The sequence below is a fragment of the Demequina oxidasica genome (genome assembly GCF_000975115.1).
Lineage (GTDB): Bacteria > Actinomycetota > Actinomycetes > Actinomycetales > Demequinaceae > Demequina > Demequina oxidasica.
Window position 1 is genome coordinate 49,314 of sequence record NZ_BBRE01000002.1, and the last position, 16,529, is coordinate 65,842.

21 protein-coding genes and 2 tRNA genes are annotated in these 16,529 nt (G+C 64.4%); 17 read left to right on the top strand and 6 right to left on the bottom strand.

Going from position 1 to position 16,529, the window contains the following annotated elements; translation table 11 throughout:
- The first annotated feature begins 50 nt into the window (after window positions 1-50).
- Window positions 51-704: an IMPACT family protein gene (locus tag AOP77_RS07230; RefSeq protein ID WP_062211687.1), complete on the top strand. Its 654-nt coding sequence runs from the start codon at window positions 51-53 to the stop codon at window positions 702-704.
- Window positions 701-1,624 (top strand): EamA family transporter, encoded by a 924-nt coding sequence (locus AOP77_RS07235; protein WP_084622442.1) that lies wholly within the window; start codon window positions 701-703, stop codon window positions 1,622-1,624. Before AOP77_RS07230 ends, AOP77_RS07235 begins: the two co-directional genes overlap by 4 nt.
- Here the strand turns inward: AOP77_RS07235 and AOP77_RS07240 are convergent.
- From AOP77_RS07240 to ybaK, 3 genes are all read right to left on the bottom strand, one after another.
- Window positions 1,621-2,346 carry a VIT1/CCC1 transporter family protein gene (locus tag AOP77_RS07240; protein ID WP_084622443.1) on the bottom strand — a complete coding sequence of 242 codons (726 nt, stop codon included), beginning with the start codon at window positions 2,344-2,346 and terminating at the stop codon, window positions 1,621-1,623. The two genes, AOP77_RS07235 and AOP77_RS07240, sit on opposite strands and share 4 nt — an antisense overlap.
- A 105-nt stretch (window positions 2,347-2,451) precedes the next feature.
- A complete protein-coding gene (locus AOP77_RS07245; RefSeq protein ID WP_062211690.1) occupies window positions 2,452-3,210 on the bottom strand; it encodes a YggS family pyridoxal phosphate-dependent enzyme in 759 nt (252 codons plus the stop codon).
- Between the two features lie 291 nt (window positions 3,211-3,501).
- A complete protein-coding gene (ybaK, locus tag AOP77_RS07250; RefSeq protein ID WP_236685776.1) occupies window positions 3,502-4,026 on the bottom strand; it encodes a Cys-tRNA(Pro) deacylase in 525 nt (174 codons plus the stop codon).
- A 148-nt stretch (window positions 4,027-4,174) separates the two neighbouring features.
- Between ybaK and rnhA the strand changes: the two genes are divergently transcribed.
- The 5 genes from rnhA to AOP77_RS07275 all read left to right on the top strand — a co-directional run bounded on the left by rnhA (window position 4,175) and on the right by AOP77_RS07275 (window position 7,463).
- Window positions 4,175-4,645: a ribonuclease HI gene (gene rnhA / locus AOP77_RS07255; RefSeq protein ID WP_439644700.1), complete on the top strand. Its 471-nt coding sequence runs from the start codon at window positions 4,175-4,177 to the stop codon at window positions 4,643-4,645.
- Window positions 4,646-4,685: 40 nt separating this feature from the next.
- Window positions 4,686-5,096, top strand: a complete 411-nt coding sequence (locus AOP77_RS07260; RefSeq protein ID WP_062211695.1) for a YbaB/EbfC family nucleoid-associated protein — start codon at window positions 4,686-4,688, stop codon at window positions 5,094-5,096.
- 4 nt (window positions 5,097-5,100) lie between these two features.
- Complete coding sequence (locus tag AOP77_RS07265; protein WP_062211698.1) at window positions 5,101-5,433, top strand: hypothetical protein; 333 nt, start codon at window positions 5,101-5,103, stop codon at window positions 5,431-5,433.
- Window positions 5,434-5,443: 10 nt separating this feature from the next.
- A complete protein-coding gene (locus AOP77_RS07270; RefSeq protein WP_062211701.1) occupies window positions 5,444-6,841 on the top strand; it encodes a phage tail family protein in 1,398 nt (465 codons plus the stop codon).
- A 226-nt stretch (window positions 6,842-7,067) separates the two neighbouring features.
- The gene (locus AOP77_RS07275; RefSeq protein ID WP_062211704.1) at window positions 7,068-7,463 is read left to right on the top strand and encodes an SseB family protein; all 396 of its coding nucleotides are present in this window, start codon (window positions 7,068-7,070) and stop codon (window positions 7,461-7,463) included.
- On the opposite strand, the gene AOP77_RS07280 is transcribed toward AOP77_RS07275, so the two are convergent.
- Together AOP77_RS07280 and AOP77_RS07285 are read right to left on the bottom strand one after the other, a co-directional pair.
- Window positions 7,460-8,380 (bottom strand): hypothetical protein, encoded by a 921-nt coding sequence (locus AOP77_RS07280; RefSeq protein WP_062211706.1) that lies wholly within the window; start codon window positions 8,378-8,380, stop codon window positions 7,460-7,462. The genes AOP77_RS07275 and AOP77_RS07280 overlap by 4 nt on opposite strands.
- 4 nt (window positions 8,381-8,384) lie before the next feature.
- Window positions 8,385-9,461, bottom strand: a complete 1,077-nt coding sequence (locus AOP77_RS07285) for a heparan-alpha-glucosaminide N-acetyltransferase domain-containing protein (RefSeq protein ID WP_062211709.1) — start codon at window positions 9,459-9,461, stop codon at window positions 8,385-8,387.
- A gap of 65 nt (window positions 9,462-9,526) precedes the next feature.
- Here AOP77_RS07285 and AOP77_RS07290 point away from each other — a divergent pair, with 65 nt between their 5' ends.
- From AOP77_RS07290 to AOP77_RS07310, 5 genes are all read left to right on the top strand, one after another.
- Window positions 9,527-10,315 (top strand): fumarylacetoacetate hydrolase family protein, encoded by a 789-nt coding sequence (locus tag AOP77_RS07290; protein WP_062211711.1) that lies wholly within the window; start codon window positions 9,527-9,529, stop codon window positions 10,313-10,315.
- An 87-nt stretch (window positions 10,316-10,402) separates the two neighbouring features.
- Entirely contained in the window at window positions 10,403-11,884 is a 1,482-nt protein-coding gene (gltX, locus tag AOP77_RS07295) for a glutamate--tRNA ligase (RefSeq protein ID WP_062211714.1), read from the top strand.
- 42 nt (window positions 11,885-11,926) lie between these two features.
- The gene (locus AOP77_RS07300; protein WP_236685777.1) at window positions 11,927-12,682 is read left to right on the top strand and encodes an HAD family hydrolase; all 756 of its coding nucleotides are present in this window, start codon (window positions 11,927-11,929) and stop codon (window positions 12,680-12,682) included.
- Between the two features lie 81 nt (window positions 12,683-12,763).
- Window positions 12,764-12,838: transfer RNA gene (locus AOP77_RS07305), tRNA-Gln, on the top strand.
- A 113-nt stretch (window positions 12,839-12,951) separates the two neighbouring features.
- A tRNA-Glu gene (locus AOP77_RS07310) sits at window positions 12,952-13,027 on the top strand.
- Between the two features lie 61 nt (window positions 13,028-13,088).
- On the opposite strand, the gene AOP77_RS07315 is transcribed toward AOP77_RS07310, so the two are convergent.
- On the bottom strand, window positions 13,089-13,571 hold the full coding sequence (locus AOP77_RS07315) for a thiol-disulfide oxidoreductase DCC family protein (RefSeq protein WP_062211720.1): 483 nt from the start codon (window positions 13,569-13,571) through the stop codon (window positions 13,089-13,091).
- A 96-nt stretch (window positions 13,572-13,667) separates the two neighbouring features.
- Between AOP77_RS07315 and AOP77_RS07320 the strand changes: the two genes are divergently transcribed.
- The 5 genes from AOP77_RS07320 (at window position 13,668) to AOP77_RS07340 (ending at window position 16,266) form a co-directional block, all read left to right on the top strand.
- Window positions 13,668-14,294 (top strand): septum formation family protein, encoded by a 627-nt coding sequence (locus AOP77_RS07320; RefSeq protein WP_236685778.1) that lies wholly within the window; start codon window positions 13,668-13,670, stop codon window positions 14,292-14,294.
- A gap of 280 nt (window positions 14,295-14,574) precedes the next feature.
- Window positions 14,575-14,940, top strand: coding sequence for a hypothetical protein (locus AOP77_RS07325; RefSeq protein ID WP_062211726.1), 366 nt, complete (start codon window positions 14,575-14,577; stop codon window positions 14,938-14,940).
- A gap of 44 nt (window positions 14,941-14,984) precedes the next feature.
- A complete protein-coding gene (locus AOP77_RS07330) occupies window positions 14,985-15,521 on the top strand; it encodes a GTP-binding protein (RefSeq protein WP_062211729.1) in 537 nt (178 codons plus the stop codon).
- Window positions 15,518-15,901 (top strand): roadblock/LC7 domain-containing protein, encoded by a 384-nt coding sequence (locus AOP77_RS07335; protein WP_062211732.1) that lies wholly within the window; start codon window positions 15,518-15,520, stop codon window positions 15,899-15,901. The genes AOP77_RS07330 and AOP77_RS07335 overlap by 4 nt, the downstream gene beginning before the upstream one ends.
- Entirely contained in the window at window positions 15,898-16,266 is a 369-nt protein-coding gene (locus tag AOP77_RS07340; RefSeq protein WP_062211734.1) for a hypothetical protein, read from the top strand. Before AOP77_RS07335 ends, AOP77_RS07340 begins: the two co-directional genes overlap by 4 nt.
- Window positions 16,267-16,529 lie beyond the last annotated feature (263 nt).

Sequence of the window (16,529 nt, forward strand, 5' to 3'; positions counted from 1 at the left end):
AGGCTCCACGCGTGCGTCACTCCGCCCCGCGTCGCGGCTAGCCTTGGCCAATGACCACCCGCGCGCTTCCGGCCACCATTGCGGCGCCCGTCGAGCACCGATCGGTGATCAAGAAATCCGTGTTCCTCGCCAACGCGGCTCCAGTCGCGTCCGTTGAGGCGGCCGATGACGTGGTTGCCTCATTACGCAAGCGGCACTGGGATGCTCGTCACCATTGCACCGCGTTGGTGGTGGGCGCGTACGCTGAACGGCAGCGTTCGAGCGACGACGGCGAGCCCGCCGGCACCGCAGGAACGCCGATGCTGGAGGTGCTCCGCCACCGCCACGTGACCGATGTGGTGGTCGTCGTCAGCCGGTGGTTCGGTGGTGTGAAACTCGGCGCCGGCGGCCTGGTGCGGGCCTATGGTTCGGCGGTCTCCGCGGCCCTAGACGAGGCGGCGTGGGTCGATCGCGTTCCTCTCACGTCGCTGACGATGGAGGTACAGCAATCAGATGCCGGGCGCGTCTTGGCGGCTCTGCACACCTGGGTGGACCGCCACGACGCGGTGCTCATCGAACCGACTTATGGGACGGCCGTGACGCTGGGGATGCGCGTGAAGCCCGGCTTGGTTGAGGCCGCATGTGCAGAGATCGCGGAGTTGACCTCAGGCACCGTTGAGGCCATGGCCGGCAGCACCGTCATAGTGAACAAAAGGCGCTCATGAGTACCGACTCGCGCACTACCGCGATGCCATTGTTCGTGATCCTCGGGCTGGTGTGCCAGGAGGCAGGGGCCGCCGTCGCGGTGGGTCTGATGCCGGACGTCGGTCCGTGGGGTGTGGTGGCCCTGCGCCTCGTATTCTCTGCGGTGGTGCTGCTGCCCCTAGCGATAGTGAGCCTGCGCCGCGGCGCAGTGATCTCCTGGCGCCACGTGTTTGCCTTTGGCCTCTCGCTTGCCGCGATGAATGTGTTCTTCTACCTGGCGCTCGAGCGCATCCCGTTGGGCGTGGCGGTCACGATTGAGGTCACCGGGCCGCTGGTGCTCAGCGTGGTCGCTAGCCGAAGCTGGCGCGGGGCACTCTGGGCCGCGTTGGCCGCGACCGGCGTCGCACTGCTGGGCGGCTCGGGGCTATTGCATGGCGGGTCGAGCGCGCTGGATCTGGTGGGGCTGGCCTTTGCCGTGGGAGCCGCGGTGATGTGGGCCGCGTACATCGTCACGGCGCGGGCCGCCGGGGCGGCGATGCAGGGAGTGGTCGGACTAGCGTTGGCGATGGTGGTGGGAGCGGTCGTGACGCTGCCCGTGGCTGGGGCGATGGCGGGGTCGGCGCTACTCAAGCCCGAGGTTCTCGCGCTGGGCTTCGCCGTGGCCGTCCTGTCCTCAGCGATTCCGTATGGGATTGAACTCTCCGCCTTGCGCCGCATGAAGGCTGAGACCTTCGCCATCCTGCTGGCGCTCGCGCCTGCCATCGCCGCGCTTGCGGGCCTAGTGCTTCTGGACCAGCGGCTCACGTGGGCTATCTCCGCCGGTATTGCTCTGGTGACGGTCGCGGGAGTGGGGGCCGTAGCATCGGCCGGTCGTCGGGCCGTGCCCGCTGCGGAGGAGGTCGCTGTAGAGATTGCGACTGAGGACGGCGAGCCTCGCTAGAGGACGTGGGTGCCGAGCAAATCGCCGATGCCATAGGTCACCAACATGGCCAAGGTGCCACCGACGACGTTGCGCACCAGCGCCTTGCGCTTGGACGAATGCGCGACGCGCGCGGAGGACAGACCCGTGATGGCTAGCGCGACGATGACGGCCACGAAGGTGGCCGGGATTGCCCACGATTGTGGCGCGAGCAGGATGGTCAGCGTGGGAACCATCCCCCCTACGGTGAAGGCGACGAGCGACGCGAAGCCCGCCGTCCAGGGATTGGTGAACTCGTTCGGGTCGATGCCAAGGTGCATGAGCGCGTGTATAGCGAGGGCGTCGTGTTCCATCTGCTCAGCAGCGGCCACCGTCGCAACCTCTTCGGACATGCCGGTCTTCTTGTTGAGCTCCACGAGCTGCTGAAGTTCCCATTCGGGGCGCGTGTCCTGCCAGATCTTCTCGCGCTCAATCTGCGCTTTCTCCGCATCGCGCTGGCTGGAGACAGACACGTACTCGCCGATGCCCATCGACAGCGCGCCGGCGGAGATTCCCGCAATTCCGGCCGTTAGCAGCGCACCTTCACTTGGCGCCGCGGCCGCGACCCCCACGAGCAGCGCCGCCATTGAGACGATGCCGTCGTTGGCTCCCAGCACGCCGGCGCGCAGCCAGTTCATGCGCGATGAGATCGCCACCTCGTCGGGTCCGGTGAAGTGCTCCGTGTGGCGCTCGTGCTTGGTCATGTTGTCAGGCTAACGAGTCGTAGCGGGTGGGCGCTAGCAAGGGGCGCCTGTCTTCGGCCACCCGAACTTCGAGGTAAAGGCCCTTTGTTGGCGTGCTGATTTGCGTTACCCGAGTGAGGGCTTGTCACGCTCGCCCATGACGGCCGTGCCGATGCGGACCATGGTGGCACCCTCGGCGATGGCCCACTCGAGGTCACTCGACATGCCCATCGACAGGTGCCATGCCTCGCGCAAACTGTGCTGGCCGCGCTCCGAGAGGATCAGCGCCTCATCGCGAATGTCACGCAGTTGGCGGTAGCCGGCGCGCACGGCACCTTCGTCTGAGGAGTTCAACCCGATGGTCATAAAGCCCGTCACGGTGAGAGCGTCGAGCGACTGGATGGCACTCGCCAGGGCGAGGGCCTCCGACGGTTCCACGCCCGCCTTGGACTCCTCGCCAGACACGTTGACCTGAATCATTACGTCCAGCTCTCGCTCCGCCTCGAGGGACAGCCGGGACAGCCGCTCGGCCAACTTGAGGGAGTCCACAGTCTGCACGCACTCCGCGAACTCCACCGCGATGGCCGCCTTGTTGCGCTGCAGTTCGCCGATTACATGCACGTGGGCGCCCGCCGCGCGTAGGGCCTCGCCCTTCTGGGCGAGCTCCTGCATGCGGCTCTCGCCCACCAAGATTGCCCCGGCGGCTACAGCGGCCGATGCCGCGTGCGCGTCCCAGGCCTTAGTGGCGACGAGGAGCTTCACGCCCGAGCCGGCGCGGCCAGACTGCGCCTCGGCCACGTGAATCCTGGCCTTGGCATCGGCGATAGCGGCGGTGTAATCCCAGTTATCGGGGGAGGGGGCGAGTTCTCGGGCCACGGTGGTCATCCTTGCGGTAGTCGGTCGCACGTGTGCGCGGGTTCAGTTACTGAGGATTGTGGCTCCGAGCATATCCAGGCGCGGTACTTGTTGGGAGCGTCGGGTTCCGAATCAACCAAAATGTGAACGCAGGGCGAGTGGCGGCTTGAATTTCAACCAAAACCTGAACGCAGGAGGGGAGTGGTGAAAAAGTTGGGAGGGGAGTCCGGGGAGTGGTGAAAAGTTGGGAGGGGGGAGTCCGGGGAGTGGTCAAAGAGTTAGGAGGGCAGGGGGCAGGGGCCGGGGGCCGGGGGAAGGTTTTCAGGAAGCCTTGGCGATGGGGGCTACGTTCCCGCCGGTCACAGTGATCAAGTCCGCAGGTGCGATGCCAATGTCGAACCCGCGCCGTCCGCCAGAGACGTAGATTGCCTCAAATAGCAGCGCCGACTCGTCGAGCACCAGTGGCAGTCGCTTACGCCCTCCGATGGGAGAGATGCCGCCAACCACGTACCCTGTGACGCGTTCGGCTTCCGCGGGATCGGCCATCTGTGCCTTCTTGGCACCCAGCGCATGGGCGATCGCTTTGAGGTCGAGCATGTGGTCGACGGGCGCCACGCCCATGGCGAGCGCACCGTCGGCGTAGACGCACAGGGTCTTGAAAACCTGCTCGGGGTTGATGCCGATCGCGGCGGCGGCTTCAAGGCCGTAGCTCAGCTCGGAGCTGGGGTCGTGGTCGTAGGGGTGCAGGGTGTGGGCGATGTTCGCATTGAGTAGCGCCGCCACGGCCGGCGTGCTCGCATGCTCCGCATGATTTTTGGCCGATTGCTTGCGCCCCTGTTTGCTCACCATGTCAGTCTGGCACCGCCTCCCGCCTCCCGCCTACCGCTCAGTGCCCACCCACCTCCAGCGTTCAGGTTTTGGTTGAAAACCGGAACCCGGGCGCGCCAGCGTTCACGTGGTGGTTGATCGCAGTCTGTGCCATAGGGTGAACGGCGTGAGCAATGACACCGACGCAGCCGAGCGCCCTCAGGTCGACATGTGGACCGACGGGGCGTGCAAGGGCAACCCCGGAATCGGCGGCTGGGGCACGTGGATGCGCTCGGGTGGCAAGGAGAAGGAAATGTGCGGTGGCGAGCTCCACACCACCAACAACAAGATGGAACTCCAGGCGGTCATCGAAGGCCTGAAGATCCTCAAAAAGCCCTGTGACATCACCCTTCACGTGGATTCTAAGTACGTCATGGATGGCGTCACCAAGTGGATTCACGGCTGGAAGAAGAACGGCTGGAAGACCGGGTCCAAGCAGCCCGTCAAGAATAAGGAACAGTGGCAGGAACTGGATGCTCAGGTGGCCCGCCACGACGTCAAGTGGGTTTGGGTCAAGGGCCATGCCGGCGACCCGGGCAATGAGCGGGCCGATGCGCTAGCGAACAAGGGTGTGGAAATTGCCCGACGCAACGCCTAAAGAATTGTAGAAGTCTGGCGATTGGCCTAGATTCATCAACATGTCACAGAGCCCATGGACAGATCCCGACGCCGCCATCACGCGAGTGGAGGAGCAGGTGCGTCAAGCGGAAGCCGTCGCCGCCAAGGCGCAGGCGCTCGAGCAGGAGATGAAGTCTCTCATAGGGAGCGCGCAGTCGCCGCGCCGCGAGGTCAGCGCGACAGTCACGGTGCAGGGAGCTCTCATTGACCTGCAACTATCGCGCGACGCGATGGACCTCGACGAGCGCGCGCTAAGCAAGATCATCGTCGACACCGTGGCGAAGGCGCAACGCAACGTCGGCGAGCGAGCCGTCGCCCTGACCTCCGAGGCTTTCGGCGAGGACTCACCCATTACCGCACGCATGCGCGTGGAGGCGGACGAACGCGATTCGCGGCCGGCGACGGACGGCATCCGGTACGAGCAGGAGTAGCGCAGTGGCAGAGTTGATTCGTATTGATCCAGACACGGTGAGCTATCACGCGGGCCGGGTGGACTTAGCGGCGGGGCGTGTTGGTACGGCCGTCCAAGCGGCGCAATCGATGAATGTTGCTGGCGGCGCGTTTGGGTTGATGTGCGCGTTCCTCGTGGCGCCCGCGATGGCGACGACGTATGCCGCCACCTCTGCAATCGTGTCATCCCAGAAATTGCTGGAACGTAGCGCGCGGGAGTTGCGTGGCGGCATGAGAGACGTCGGAACCTACGAGCAAGGCGTTATTGAATCCTTGAACCGCGGGACTAGCGCGCTCGACGGAACGGCAGGCCGATAGTGGGCGCGGGATGACTGGCAACCCGCTGGTCGCCGGACCGGTCTCGATGTCCACGCCCCTCTCAGGGACGTTCCTGTTGGAAGACTGCGAGTCAATCGCGTCGGGTATCCGAAACGGTGACTGGGTCGAAGGTGGCATGGGAGCCTTTGCCGCCGTCGCCGATGGGCTTGCCATGGTGGTCGATCCCCTCGGCTCCTTGATCGCAGCCGGGCTCGGTTGGCTCATGGAGCACATGGAGCCGCTCAAGGGCTGGTTCAACGACCTCACCGGTGACGCAGGCGAAGTCATGGGGTTCGCGGCGACCTGGGAGAACATCGCCAACGAGATGAAGTCCGTGGCCGCGGAGGTCACTCGGATTCTCGGTGACCTCGACGATCAGTCGGGTGCGTTCATTGAGACCTACCGCAAATTCCAATCTGAGGCGTCTGCTCACGTCGCGGTGGCGGGTGTACTCGCGGGCGCGATGGGCGTCGGAATGCAGATGGCCTCGACCATCGTGCAGATCGTCCACGACATCACGCGAGACGCACTCTCCCAGATTGTAGGAACGGCGATTTCCGCTACTGCGACGGCGGTGTTCACGCTAGGTTTTGGTACGCCGTTGGCGGTCAGCCAGGTCGCCACCCGGGTTGCGTCTCTGTCAGCGCGGGTCTCGTCGTTCGTCACGAAGTTGCTCCGCACGGTCAAGGCGCTCCTGCCCAAGCTCGACGATGCTGCCCGGCTCTTCCGTTCGCTTCAGGACGGTTTGGATCGCGCAATCCGCAGCGCAACCGATGGTGCCTCCAGTGCGTCGCGCCACCTCGACGACATTGGGCAGGGTGCACCGTCGCCTCGTGCCATAGATGATGTACCGCCGGGGCGAACCTACGACGAGGCGGTGAGTGACCGCATCGCGAACGGATCGTGGGAGGACCCCGGGACGCGTCCGTCCTGGGCCAGCACCACCGAGCGTGGGGAGACATTCTTTGGTCCCGACGCGCTTCGGTACTACGAGGGCGATGGAGTGACGCTGGGTGCGCCAGGACGCCCATCATTTCTAATGCCGGGCGAGGATGGCGCGCGAATCCTGACTCACGAGCAGGCAATGATCCAGACTGGTCGGGCGCCGTCGGTGGAGGAGGCGTACCAAAACGGGCGCCAGATTTTCGGGTTGAGTGTGCCGCTTGAGGGGCAAGACCTGCGCGTGCCCACTTTTAATGACGCGAATCTGGATCCGAGCAAATTGGATCCCGCGGACATCAATCCGAATTTCGTCCCAGGGGGTAATACTGCGCTCAACGACGACGGCGTATTCCGCAGTAACCCGACGCGGGAAGCGGTGGTCGACGGCGGGCGCCCGATTCCACCCGGAAGTTACGTGTTTGAGCTATTTCCTGATGGTCAACGAAGAATGGTGAGGCAATTTTGATAGCGGCGAATCAGCAAGGAGCCGGATGCGACATCTGTCGCCAAGCCTGGTTTGGTGGCGGAGCGAACAGAAGCTGCTTCATTGAGCGTGGCGAGGTAATTCCCTTGCAGATCGCGTTCTTCGAATGCACGGCGTGTGGATCGTGGTGGGACTATGCAGCGCTGAGCCGTCCCCGACTCATATCCGAGAGTGACGCCCGGCACATTATCGACACAAGGACCATGCCGTGACTGTTCCCGAATCGACCGTGGCTCTCGAATCTGCCATCGCATCAGCGCCAACGGATGAAATCGGACGTGTGCGAGCGATGCAGGCCTTCCTGCGCGCCACCGTGGTGTTGCCCAGCGGCACCGACGTTTCGTCGTTCGACTCGGTAACGCCTGTGATGTTCCCGCCTGGAGGCGAGCAGTGCATTGCCGTGTTTACCAGTGCCGATGCTGCGGCTCCCGTCGCATCGCGGGCGCCGTACATGCTCACCATTAGCGGAACAAGCTTGATCCTCCGTGTGGCGAAGGAGACATCGATCGCCGTATCGAGCACTGCAGGTGTGGTGGTGTTCTCATCCGAGTTGCTTCAGGCAGTGCGTGACGACCTCGCCACGCGGGCGGATGGAGACGCCTAGGCCGCGGCTCGAATCGACTGGCATGCGCCCACAATCCGGAGCCGCAGCGCCGCCCCCCGCCGCGCAAAGTCTCGCTGTAGCGCCGCGTATTCGCCTTTACCCTCCGGAGTCTCGATGGCGATCGCCTCGAGTCCATAGGAGCTGACGTCGTAGGGCGACGCACGCATATCTACGCGCCGCACCTCGAGCGCCAGGTCAAAGCAGTCTTGCTGCAGCTCGCTGGGCATAGCCGGCGCCAACTTGAGGCACCACTTGAACAGGTCCATGGTCGCGTGCAGGCACCCGGGCTGCTCGGAAGCCACCTGAGTCTCGCGGGTCAGTTCCGTCGCGTTCAGCGGCCGCGCCTCCGGGGTGAAGAAGCGGAACGCGTCGAAGTGCGTGCAGGCGATGGGGTGCGCCTCGACCACGGCGTCCGTGCCCTCGCGCCCCAGTCGCAGTGGCAACGTGTGGCGGCGTTCGGGGTCGCCTGACTTGTAAACCATTGCCCACTCGTGCAGCCCAAAGCACCCCACATGCAGCGGCCGCTCGGCGGTGCGCTTCATGAGGTTCTCGACGAAGTCGACGGTGGTGCCACGCTTCGCCATGAAGGCCGCTGCGTCAAAAGTGGTCTCGAGAACCCCCGCGGCCGATGCCTGGGTTCGGTACCACTTCCAGCCCGCCTGGGCATCGGCGTCCCGGAGGACGATGCCGGGGCCGGGGTGCCAGCGCCGCAACTGGGAGGGCTTGGTCGAGTTGTATTCGTAGAGAAAGTCCTCGACGGCGTGGGACTCGCCGGCGTCGCGACGCTCGCGGTGGCCCGCGGTAGCGGCGTCGACCCGGGCGTGAAACAAGTCTTGCACCGGCGCCCACTCGGACCGGGACAGGACGCGCGGCGCATCGGACGCGACCGTGGCATCGGCGATGGCGGGGGAAGACATGCGCCTATTGTCTCGTGGCGCGCTGGCGATCTGGTCCTTCGGAGTTGTTGCCGACTACCGCATTTGCCGCGGCCATCGACGCGACCGACAGGAGTTTCTCTAGGGGCCCCTGGCCCACGAGCCACCGCCACAGCGACGCAAACAGGATTGCGCTCAGACACAGGACCGCATACGCCACGTTGGTCGCCTCGTAGACGACCTCGTCGCCCACAGCGGCGATCACGATGAGGTGTGCGACGTACAGCGTCAGCGCCATAGAGCCGGCGGCAATCAGCGGCCAGACCGCAGGCCGTGCGGCCTGGGCCGCCCACAGGCACACGGCTATGACCAGGCAGGCCGAGGCGAGGTTACCTGCCATCTCGAGCGGCGAGTAGCTGTGCGCCTCGGTGGACAGCCACAGGGAGTCATCGGTCCTCACCGCGCCACCCGCAACCACCTCGACCATCTTGACAATCAGCAGGCCGGCCACGCCCACGACACCGAGCAGGACCTGCGTGCGCCGGGCCGTCAGCGTCAGGCGGCCAATGGCCATTCCCGCAAGGATGTAGCCCATCCAGCTGATGGCGGGGTAGGTCTCGAACCACAGCTTGCCCACCACGGGAAGGTCATACAGGCCAACATTGCCGGCTCCGGTGGCTACCGTTCTGACAGCCAGCTGCCCCAGCACAAAGCACACCGCCGCCCCCACCCAGAGCCACCACACCTGCCATCTGAAGGCAATCACCGACAGCAGGAACATCACGCCCAGGTTGGTCAGAATCACGATCACGGGCGTGCCCAGCTCGGACAACACCAACCCGAGCACCATGAGGATGATTCCGCGTACGGCGACGCGCCAGCGCGTGTGGGTCACGGCTGACGCGGGGGCCAGGTCTCCCGTCACTCCGGCCTTGCGAGTGAGCATCAGGGAGATGGACACGCCGGCCAAGATGGCGAAGAGGGCAGACGGGCGGCCATGCGTGACTGTCAGCCACGCCCACCCATTCTCGCTTTGGTGGTCACCCACATGAGCGCCAAACATTCCAAGGATTGCGAGGGCGCGCGCGACGTCAAGTCCCTCGATGCGAGCTGGCCGTGGCATGACGACATCGTATGCGTGCGTGGTGCCCCACGCCGCGCCTCGTCCGACCGGTTACGCTGGGAGGCATGCGCATCGCCAGATTCACGACCGGAGAAGAACCCCGCTACGCCATGGTGGACGGTGATCCGGGCGCCGAGGAATTGGTAGTCCTCACCGGTGACCCCATGTACACGCCGGGCACAGTCACGGGGGAGCGGATCCCGCTCACCGACGACATTCGCCTGTTGGCGCCCGTGATTCCCCGCTCAAAGATTGTGTGCCTGGGCAAGAACTACGCGGCTCATGCCAAGGAGATCCCCGCCCGCGGCCCCGCCTCCGACGTGCCGATCCTGTTCCTCAAGCCCAACACCGCGGTGATTGGGCCGGACGACCCCATCGTGCTGCCCTCGTACAGCCAGGACGTGCAGATGGAGGCCGAGCTCGCGATCGTCATCGGCCGCGTCGCCAAAGAGGTCTCCGTAGAGAACGCCGAGCAGTACATTTACGGCTACACCTGCGCTAACGACGTCACCGCACGTGACCTGCAGCGCCAGGAAGACCAGTGGTTCCGTGCCAAGGCCTTCGACACCTCGCTGCCCTTGGGTCCGTGGATCGAGACCGACCTGGCGCACGACGACGTCGAGATCGCCTCGCGACTGAACGGCAACGTCTGCCAGAGCGGCAATTCGCGGGACATGATTCTCGACGTTGCGGGCGCCGTCTCCATGATCAGCGAGATCGTCACGCTGCTGCCCGGCGACATTATCCTGACCGGCACACCCTCCGGCGTGACCACGATGAACCACGGCGACGTGGTGGAGATCGAGATCGAGGACATCGGCGTGCTTCGTAACCCGGTCCTGCGCCGAAGTTAGTTCCCGGGCACCCCCCCCGCCAGACCCGCACAAGCGCCCCCCGCCGGCGCTTCCCAATGCCACTGTAGAAAGTCATAGAAGATAGCCATGAGCAACGTTCGAGTCCGATTTTGCCCGTCTCCCACCGGCGTCCCGCACGTCGGCCTCATCCGCACGGCGCTGTTTAACTGGGCTTACGCGCGCCACACAGGCGGCGACTTTGTGTTCCGCATTGAGGACACCGATGCCTCGCGCGACTCGCAGGAAAGCTACGAGCAGCTCCTCGACGCGCTGCGCTGGCTTGGGCTGAACTGGGACGAGGGCCCCGAGGTGGGCGGGGAGTACGGCCCCTACCGCCAGAGCGAGCGCCGCGATCTGCACATGGATGTCGCGCGCCAGTTGCTTGAGGGCGGCTACGCGTATGAGGCGTTCTCTACCGCGGAGGAGGTCGACGCTCGCCATGAGGCCGCCGGCACCCACAAGGCACTGGGCTACGACGGCTTTGACCGCGACCTGACCGAGGAGCAGAAGGCAGCGTACCGTGCGGAAGGTCGCGTGCCGGTCATCCGTATGCGCATGCCCGAGGAGGACATCACCTTCACGGACCTCATCCGCGGCGAGGTCACGTTCCCCGCCGGCTCCATCCCTGACTACGTCATTGTGCGCGGCACCGGCGACCCGCTGTACACGCTGGTCAACCCGGTGGACGATGCGCTCATGAAGATCACTCACGTGCTGCGCGGCGAGGATCTCCTCAGCTCAACCCCGCGTCAGATTGTTCTCTACCGCGCGATGGTCGAGCTCGGCATCGCTGACCTGGTCCCAGACTTCGCTCACATGCCCATGGTCACTGGCGAAGGCAATAAGAAGCTGTCCAAGCGCGCCCCTGAGTCCAACCTGTTCCTGCACCGCGAGCGCGGCTTCCTGCCCGAAGGCCTGCTGAACTACCTGTCGCTCTTGGGCTGGAGCATTGGCCCCGACCGTGACGTTTTCTCAGTGAAGGAGCTCATCGAGGCGTTCGACATCGCGGACGTGAACCCCAACCCGTCGCGGTTCGACCTGAAGAAGGCAGAGGCCATCAACGCGGAGCACATGCGACTGCTGCCCGTGAACGACTTTGTGGAACGTGTGGTGCCATACCTGCACGCCGAGGGCTTGGTGTCCTCGCCTGACGCCCACGCACTCACTCCGCACGAGGAGTCCACCCTTGCGGTCGCCGCGCCCCTTGGACAGACGCGTATGCGGCTGCTGGGGGAGGCGCCCGGCATGCTCGGCTTCCTCTTCATCGCGGACGATGCTGTGGTGGTCGAGGACGCTGCCCGCGCTAAGCTGCCGGAGAACTCGGCAGCCATCCTGGACCGCGCAATCGCGGAACTGGAGGCGCTCGCGGACTTCACCCCGGAGGCACAGCAGACGGCACTGACCGCGGCGTTGATTGACGAGATGGAGATCAAGCCACGACTCGCGTACGGGCCGCTGCGGGTTGCGATCACGGGCCGGCTCGTCTCGCCGCCGTTGTTCGAGTCCATGGAGATTCTTGGCCAGGAACAGTCGCTGACTCGGCTGCGCTCCCTGCGCGCGGCGCTGTAACGGAACTTGGTGGACGCCGGGTCGAACGACGCTGGTACTCCAGTGAGCCAAGCAGCAATCAATGCGGTGCTGTTTGACGTCGACGACACGCTCGTGGACACCAAGGGCGCGTTCCGGCACGCGCTCACGACGGTCGCGGCCGAGTACCTTGCGGCCGATGCGGAGCTTGCCGACGTCGCGGTCTTTTGGCGCGCGGACAGGCACGGGCATTACCGCGCCCACACCCGTGGCGAGATGGACCACCGCGAGCAGCGTATGAGGCGCGCGAACGACCTTCACGCGGAGTTCGGCGGGGTGCTCATGGGCGACGACGCGTACGACGCGTGGGACGTGGTTTTCGAGCAGGGCTTTCAGGATGGCTGGCGCGCATTCGACGACGCGCATGCATGCCTGGACGCGCTCGAGGAGGCCGGTATCCCGTACGGAGCGCTCAGCAACGCGCGCTTTGACTACCAGAACCTCAAGCTCGCGGCCGTGGGTCTGGAGCGCGTGCCCATGCTGGTGGGAGTCGACACCCTGGGCTTCGGCAAGCCGGATCCACGAGTGTTTGCGCTCGCGGCCGAGCGGCTTGGATCAGCGCCCGCCCAGACTGCCTACATCGGTGACGAGCTCGACATCGACGCCATTGCGGCCACGCGTGCCGGGCTCAGTGGCTATTGGCTAGACCGTTCTAGGGGGGCCGATGCCGGGACTGGCGAGGGCGGCAGCACGGACGATTCGGTGGTGACACAGGACGGATTGACGGTGCCACGGGTGGCAACTTTGCGCGAGTTTTCGGCGAGTATTGGCCCTCACTAGGCCACAGCATCGGCGCCGGTTTTGGATGGGGCGCAGAACAGGCTAAAGTAGTGCCTCGGTCCAGCCTTCGGGTGAGGCCATTGGGGTATGGTGTAATTGGCAGCACGAGTGATTCTGGTTCATTTAGTCTAGGTTCGAGTCCTGGTACCCCAGCCATCAAGACGGCCCGCTTCGGTGGGTCTTTTTGCTGGCCCGACGATTGGCGCGATGTGCCAGCCGTAGGGTAAAGTTTGTTTTCGCATTCACCGCGTAGTTGCGTGAATCGCTAGGGCCCCGTTGTGTAGCGGCCTAGCACGCCGCCCTCTCACGGCGGTAGCGCGGGTTCGAATCCCGTCGGGGCTACCAAAATTCTCCTCACCGCAGTAGCGGTGGGGAGTTTTTTTATTTCCCGGGTGTCCTGTCGCGGTTACGCGAGGTCGTCCAGTGTCGCGAGGCGCGACTTCCACAGCGTCACCAGTTCGCGCGGAGGGACTCCGCACGCAGGGTCCTCCGCATTGACGCGCGAGCGACGGGCAGCGACCGCATCGTAGACGCGGTCGCGCCAGGAACGAGGGACGATGCGCGCAAGAGTTGCCGCTCGCCACGGCCAGCCTAGGCCGCGCAGAATCGCGATGACCGCGTCGGACTTGGTGAGCACGTGGCCCGCGTTGCCTGGCACAGCACCCCCATCATTGCCAGCGGCGTTGTCTGGAGAGGAGCCGCTATCCCACAGGACAGTCGTCGAGGCCCCAATGTCCGCTGGCAGCCCGGCGCGCCGAATGGTCTCGCGGCCCACCTCGCCCGCAGAGCCCGCGAGCAGGAAGGCTCCACCGCGGTCGTGCCGGACCAGCCACGAGACAAATCCATTGCACAGCCCACATTCACCGTCAAAGACCACAATTCGTGCCATGCCTCAAGTCTAGGGTCGCGCAGCTAGTTCGCTAATGCCTGGTATTTCGCTAGGGTCGAAGTGATTCCAGCAACACCGAGGGGGAGTGCTATGCGCATGAAGCGTGAACGATCCAGTCCAGATGCCGATCGCTGCGTGGAACCCTCGAGCGCAGCACGGGAGAGGGTTGGCATTGTCGGGGCGATGGGCGTGGCGGTCGCGATCGTCTTGGCGGGGTGCGCGCCGACTGCGTCTGGGCCAGACCTCGCCCTCAGCCATACGGTAGGCGGCGAGGCGTCCGCTGGGGACTCGACGCCGCCTGTCGAGGCATCGACTGTGCGTCCCGAACCCCCCGCGAGCGAGCCGCCGGTTCCACACGCATCGGTCGACGCCCCACGGGCAATGGAGGTGGGCGACTGCCTCAACAAGGTGGCCGTAGATGAGCTGGGGTTGCCCATTCCTCAGTACATTGATTGCGATCAGCCCCACATGTTCGAGGTGACGGCGGTCGTTGACGCCGTGAGTGAGGTGTCGGCATTCAATTTCGAAGCGATTGATGACGCCCGCAAGGCACATTGCCGCAATGAGTACGAGTCGTACACCGGCCGGGACTCGCGCGACATGGGCAATGCCTTCGGTTGGGACCAGCTCTCTGAGCGGGCCTGGGATGCCGGTGAGACCAGTTATTCCTGCTATGCCACCGCGCCTGGGTTCGGGGACCTGACGGGCTCCGTCGCGTCGTAGCAGCGCGTATCCCACCTTGCCGTAACGTTTCGAAGGGATGTCCCTTTTGGGCGCATTGCGACGCGGTGAGACATGCGTCACATCGCTCTCATGGAATCTTTACGTCCTGGTGAACGCTCACTATTGTGGGTTTCGCGGGAACTGAGGGGTTCTCGCCAATCCGCGCGATCCACTGAGGCGAACACCGTCCGGGGACGTGCCAACGAAACCCACGCCAGTGACGGCAGACCTTTGTCTCCGACTTTGTTATGCGTGCCAACTTATAGATTGAGGAACTCTTATGACTACGCCCAACGACTCCGTTTCCCAGGCTCTCGCGATTGACGGCTGCCTCGCCGCAGCGCTGGTGGACTACGACTCCGGCATGACCCTCGCCACGGCAGGCGCTGGCATTGACTTGGAGCTCGCCGCAGCAGGTAACACCGAGGTGGTTCGTGCCAAGATGCGCGTGATGGACTCGCTCGGCCTTGACGACAAGATCGAGGACATCCTCATCACGCTTGGCAAGCAGTTCCACCTGATCCGCCTTGTCAGTTCCGTGTCGGGTCAGGGGCTCTTCTTCTACGTCGTCCTCGACAAGACGCGCGCGAATCTCGCGATGGCGCGTCGCCAGCTGCAGACCGTCGAGCAGTCGATTCAGATTTAGGTTGAACGGGTGGCCCGCCCGCGTGTGGGCCACCCGACCACACCATGGAACCTCAGACCTTCAAAGTAGTCGTCGCCGGGCCGTTCGCGTCCGGGAAGACGACGTTTATTGCCTCGGCTGCCGATGGCGACATCATCGGTAGCGAGAACGCGATATCGGACTCCACCAAGGCTCTCAAGCAGACCACGACGACAGCGATGGATCACGCCACAATTGAACTCGCTGGCTCCGGCGATCACGTGGGGCTCTTCGGCACTCCCGGTCAAGAGCGGTTCAGTTTCATGTGGCCCGTACTCGCGCAGGGGATGCATGGCTACCTCATTTTGATTGACGCTAGCCGGCTGCAGGCTCGGGCACAGTCGCGCAGCATTGTGCGCGCATTCGCTTCCTTCGCCCCACAGGCGCCCATGCTCATCGCAGCTAATCGGTGGGACCCGGAGGCGCTGCCACGCGCTGAGCTCGCGGAGTTCATCGGCATTGACCCCTCATTAATAGTGAGTTGCGATCCTCGAGACAAGGACCAATGCCACGAGACGGTGGAGAACCTACTTCGTTCGATTCGGGTGGGGGAGTCGGCATGATCATTCCTAAGCAGGGTCTGCTTGCCTCAGCCCGACTCCGGCGCGCAGTGCCAGGGGTGCACCGTGTTTTGATTGCGCGCACCGAGGGTCTTCCGGTCTACGACGATGTGCCGTTGGCGCAACGCGACGCGGGTGCGGCGATGACCGCCACGTTGGTAGGACTCGCAAACAGTGTTGCGATGACCCTCACCGCCAGTTCTTTGCGTTCAGCCGTGGTGAACACCGAATCCGACAGCCTCCTCGTAGTGCCGATTGACGCCGGGCACTTAATTGCTGCGCTCGCAAGTCAAGGTACGGACCTGACCCTCCTGACGCGTGAGGCTGAGCTCGTGGCTCAGCAACTTGGTGGTCGCTGGCGTCAGGCGGCGGTGGGCGCATGATTACCCGTGACACGGTGGCACCTATCGCGCAGGAGTTGCGGGAATTGCCAGGTGTGACTCGAGTGCTCCTCGCAGGGCGAGACGGCGTGCCCTTTTACGATGATCTACCCCTCGCTGCCCGAGACCATGCCGCAGCTGCCACCGCATCCGCGTTGGGTGTGGGCGCCCTCATCTGTGATGGGGTGAAGCTCGGTGCGATGGAGGGTGGAGCGGTCTTTGGCAGTCATGGAGTGCTTGTCTACCGTCCACTTGAGTGCAGTTATGTACTGGCAGTGATCGCTAGGAGCACTGTCGATCTTGCTGATCTGTACCGAAGAATGCGCAAAGAAGCGCGAATTCTGGATCAGGCCGCGCTCAAGGAGTGACTTCCTCGCGGGGCCAGGTAAATGCTGGGGATTCGCGGAGGTTTGCCGCACGACAGAAAATTTCTAGCGACATCCCTCCGCTCGTGCTGGTCCCGCTCGCGGTCGAGGAGGAGTTTTGCCTCTTCTGGCCCATGAATCTGAGCGTGAATGCTGCCAGCGCGGTGGCCCGCGGGGAATCGATGTGCAAGCTTCCTTTGCGGGTATCGGTGGGTGACCTCTCGCGTTTCGTGCCGAGGCGTTACGAGCGCTTCACTCTGCGAGTG

Coding starts and splice junctions, on each gene's coding strand:
- AOP77_RS07270 (WP_062211701.1), top strand. CDS start 5,444: ATGACTGGCAACCCGCTGGTCGCCGGACCGGTCTCGATGTCCACGCCC.
- AOP77_RS07315 (WP_062211720.1), bottom strand. CDS start 13,571: ATGGCACGAATTGTGGTCTTTGACGGTGAATGTGGGCTGTGCAATGGA.
- AOP77_RS07285 (WP_062211709.1), bottom strand. CDS start 9,461: ATGCCACGGCCAGCTCGCATCGAGGGACTTGACGTCGCGCGCGCCCTC.
- AOP77_RS07320 (WP_236685778.1), top strand. CDS start 13,668: ATGAAGCGTGAACGATCCAGTCCAGATGCCGATCGCTGCGTGGAACCC.
- AOP77_RS07330 (WP_062211729.1), top strand. CDS start 14,985: ATGGAACCTCAGACCTTCAAAGTAGTCGTCGCCGGGCCGTTCGCGTCC.
- AOP77_RS07280 (WP_062211706.1), bottom strand. CDS start 8,380: ATGTCTTCCCCCGCCATCGCCGATGCCACGGTCGCGTCCGATGCGCCG.
- AOP77_RS07340 (WP_062211734.1), top strand. CDS start 15,898: ATGATTACCCGTGACACGGTGGCACCTATCGCGCAGGAGTTGCGGGAA.
- AOP77_RS07335 (WP_062211732.1), top strand. CDS start 15,518: ATGATCATTCCTAAGCAGGGTCTGCTTGCCTCAGCCCGACTCCGGCGC.
- AOP77_RS07260 (WP_062211695.1), top strand. CDS start 4,686: ATGTCACAGAGCCCATGGACAGATCCCGACGCCGCCATCACGCGAGTG.
- gltX (WP_062211714.1), top strand. CDS start 10,403: ATGAGCAACGTTCGAGTCCGATTTTGCCCGTCTCCCACCGGCGTCCCG.
- AOP77_RS07325 (WP_062211726.1), top strand. CDS start 14,575: ATGACTACGCCCAACGACTCCGTTTCCCAGGCTCTCGCGATTGACGGC.
- AOP77_RS07245 (WP_062211690.1), bottom strand. CDS start 3,210: ATGACCACCGTGGCCCGAGAACTCGCCCCCTCCCCCGATAACTGGGAT.
- AOP77_RS07235 (WP_084622442.1), top strand. CDS start 701: ATGAGTACCGACTCGCGCACTACCGCGATGCCATTGTTCGTGATCCTC.
- AOP77_RS07230 (WP_062211687.1), top strand. CDS start 51: ATGACCACCCGCGCGCTTCCGGCCACCATTGCGGCGCCCGTCGAGCAC.
- AOP77_RS07290 (WP_062211711.1), top strand. CDS start 9,527: ATGCGCATCGCCAGATTCACGACCGGAGAAGAACCCCGCTACGCCATG.
- AOP77_RS07240 (WP_084622443.1), bottom strand. CDS start 2,346: ATGACCAAGCACGAGCGCCACACGGAGCACTTCACCGGACCCGACGAG.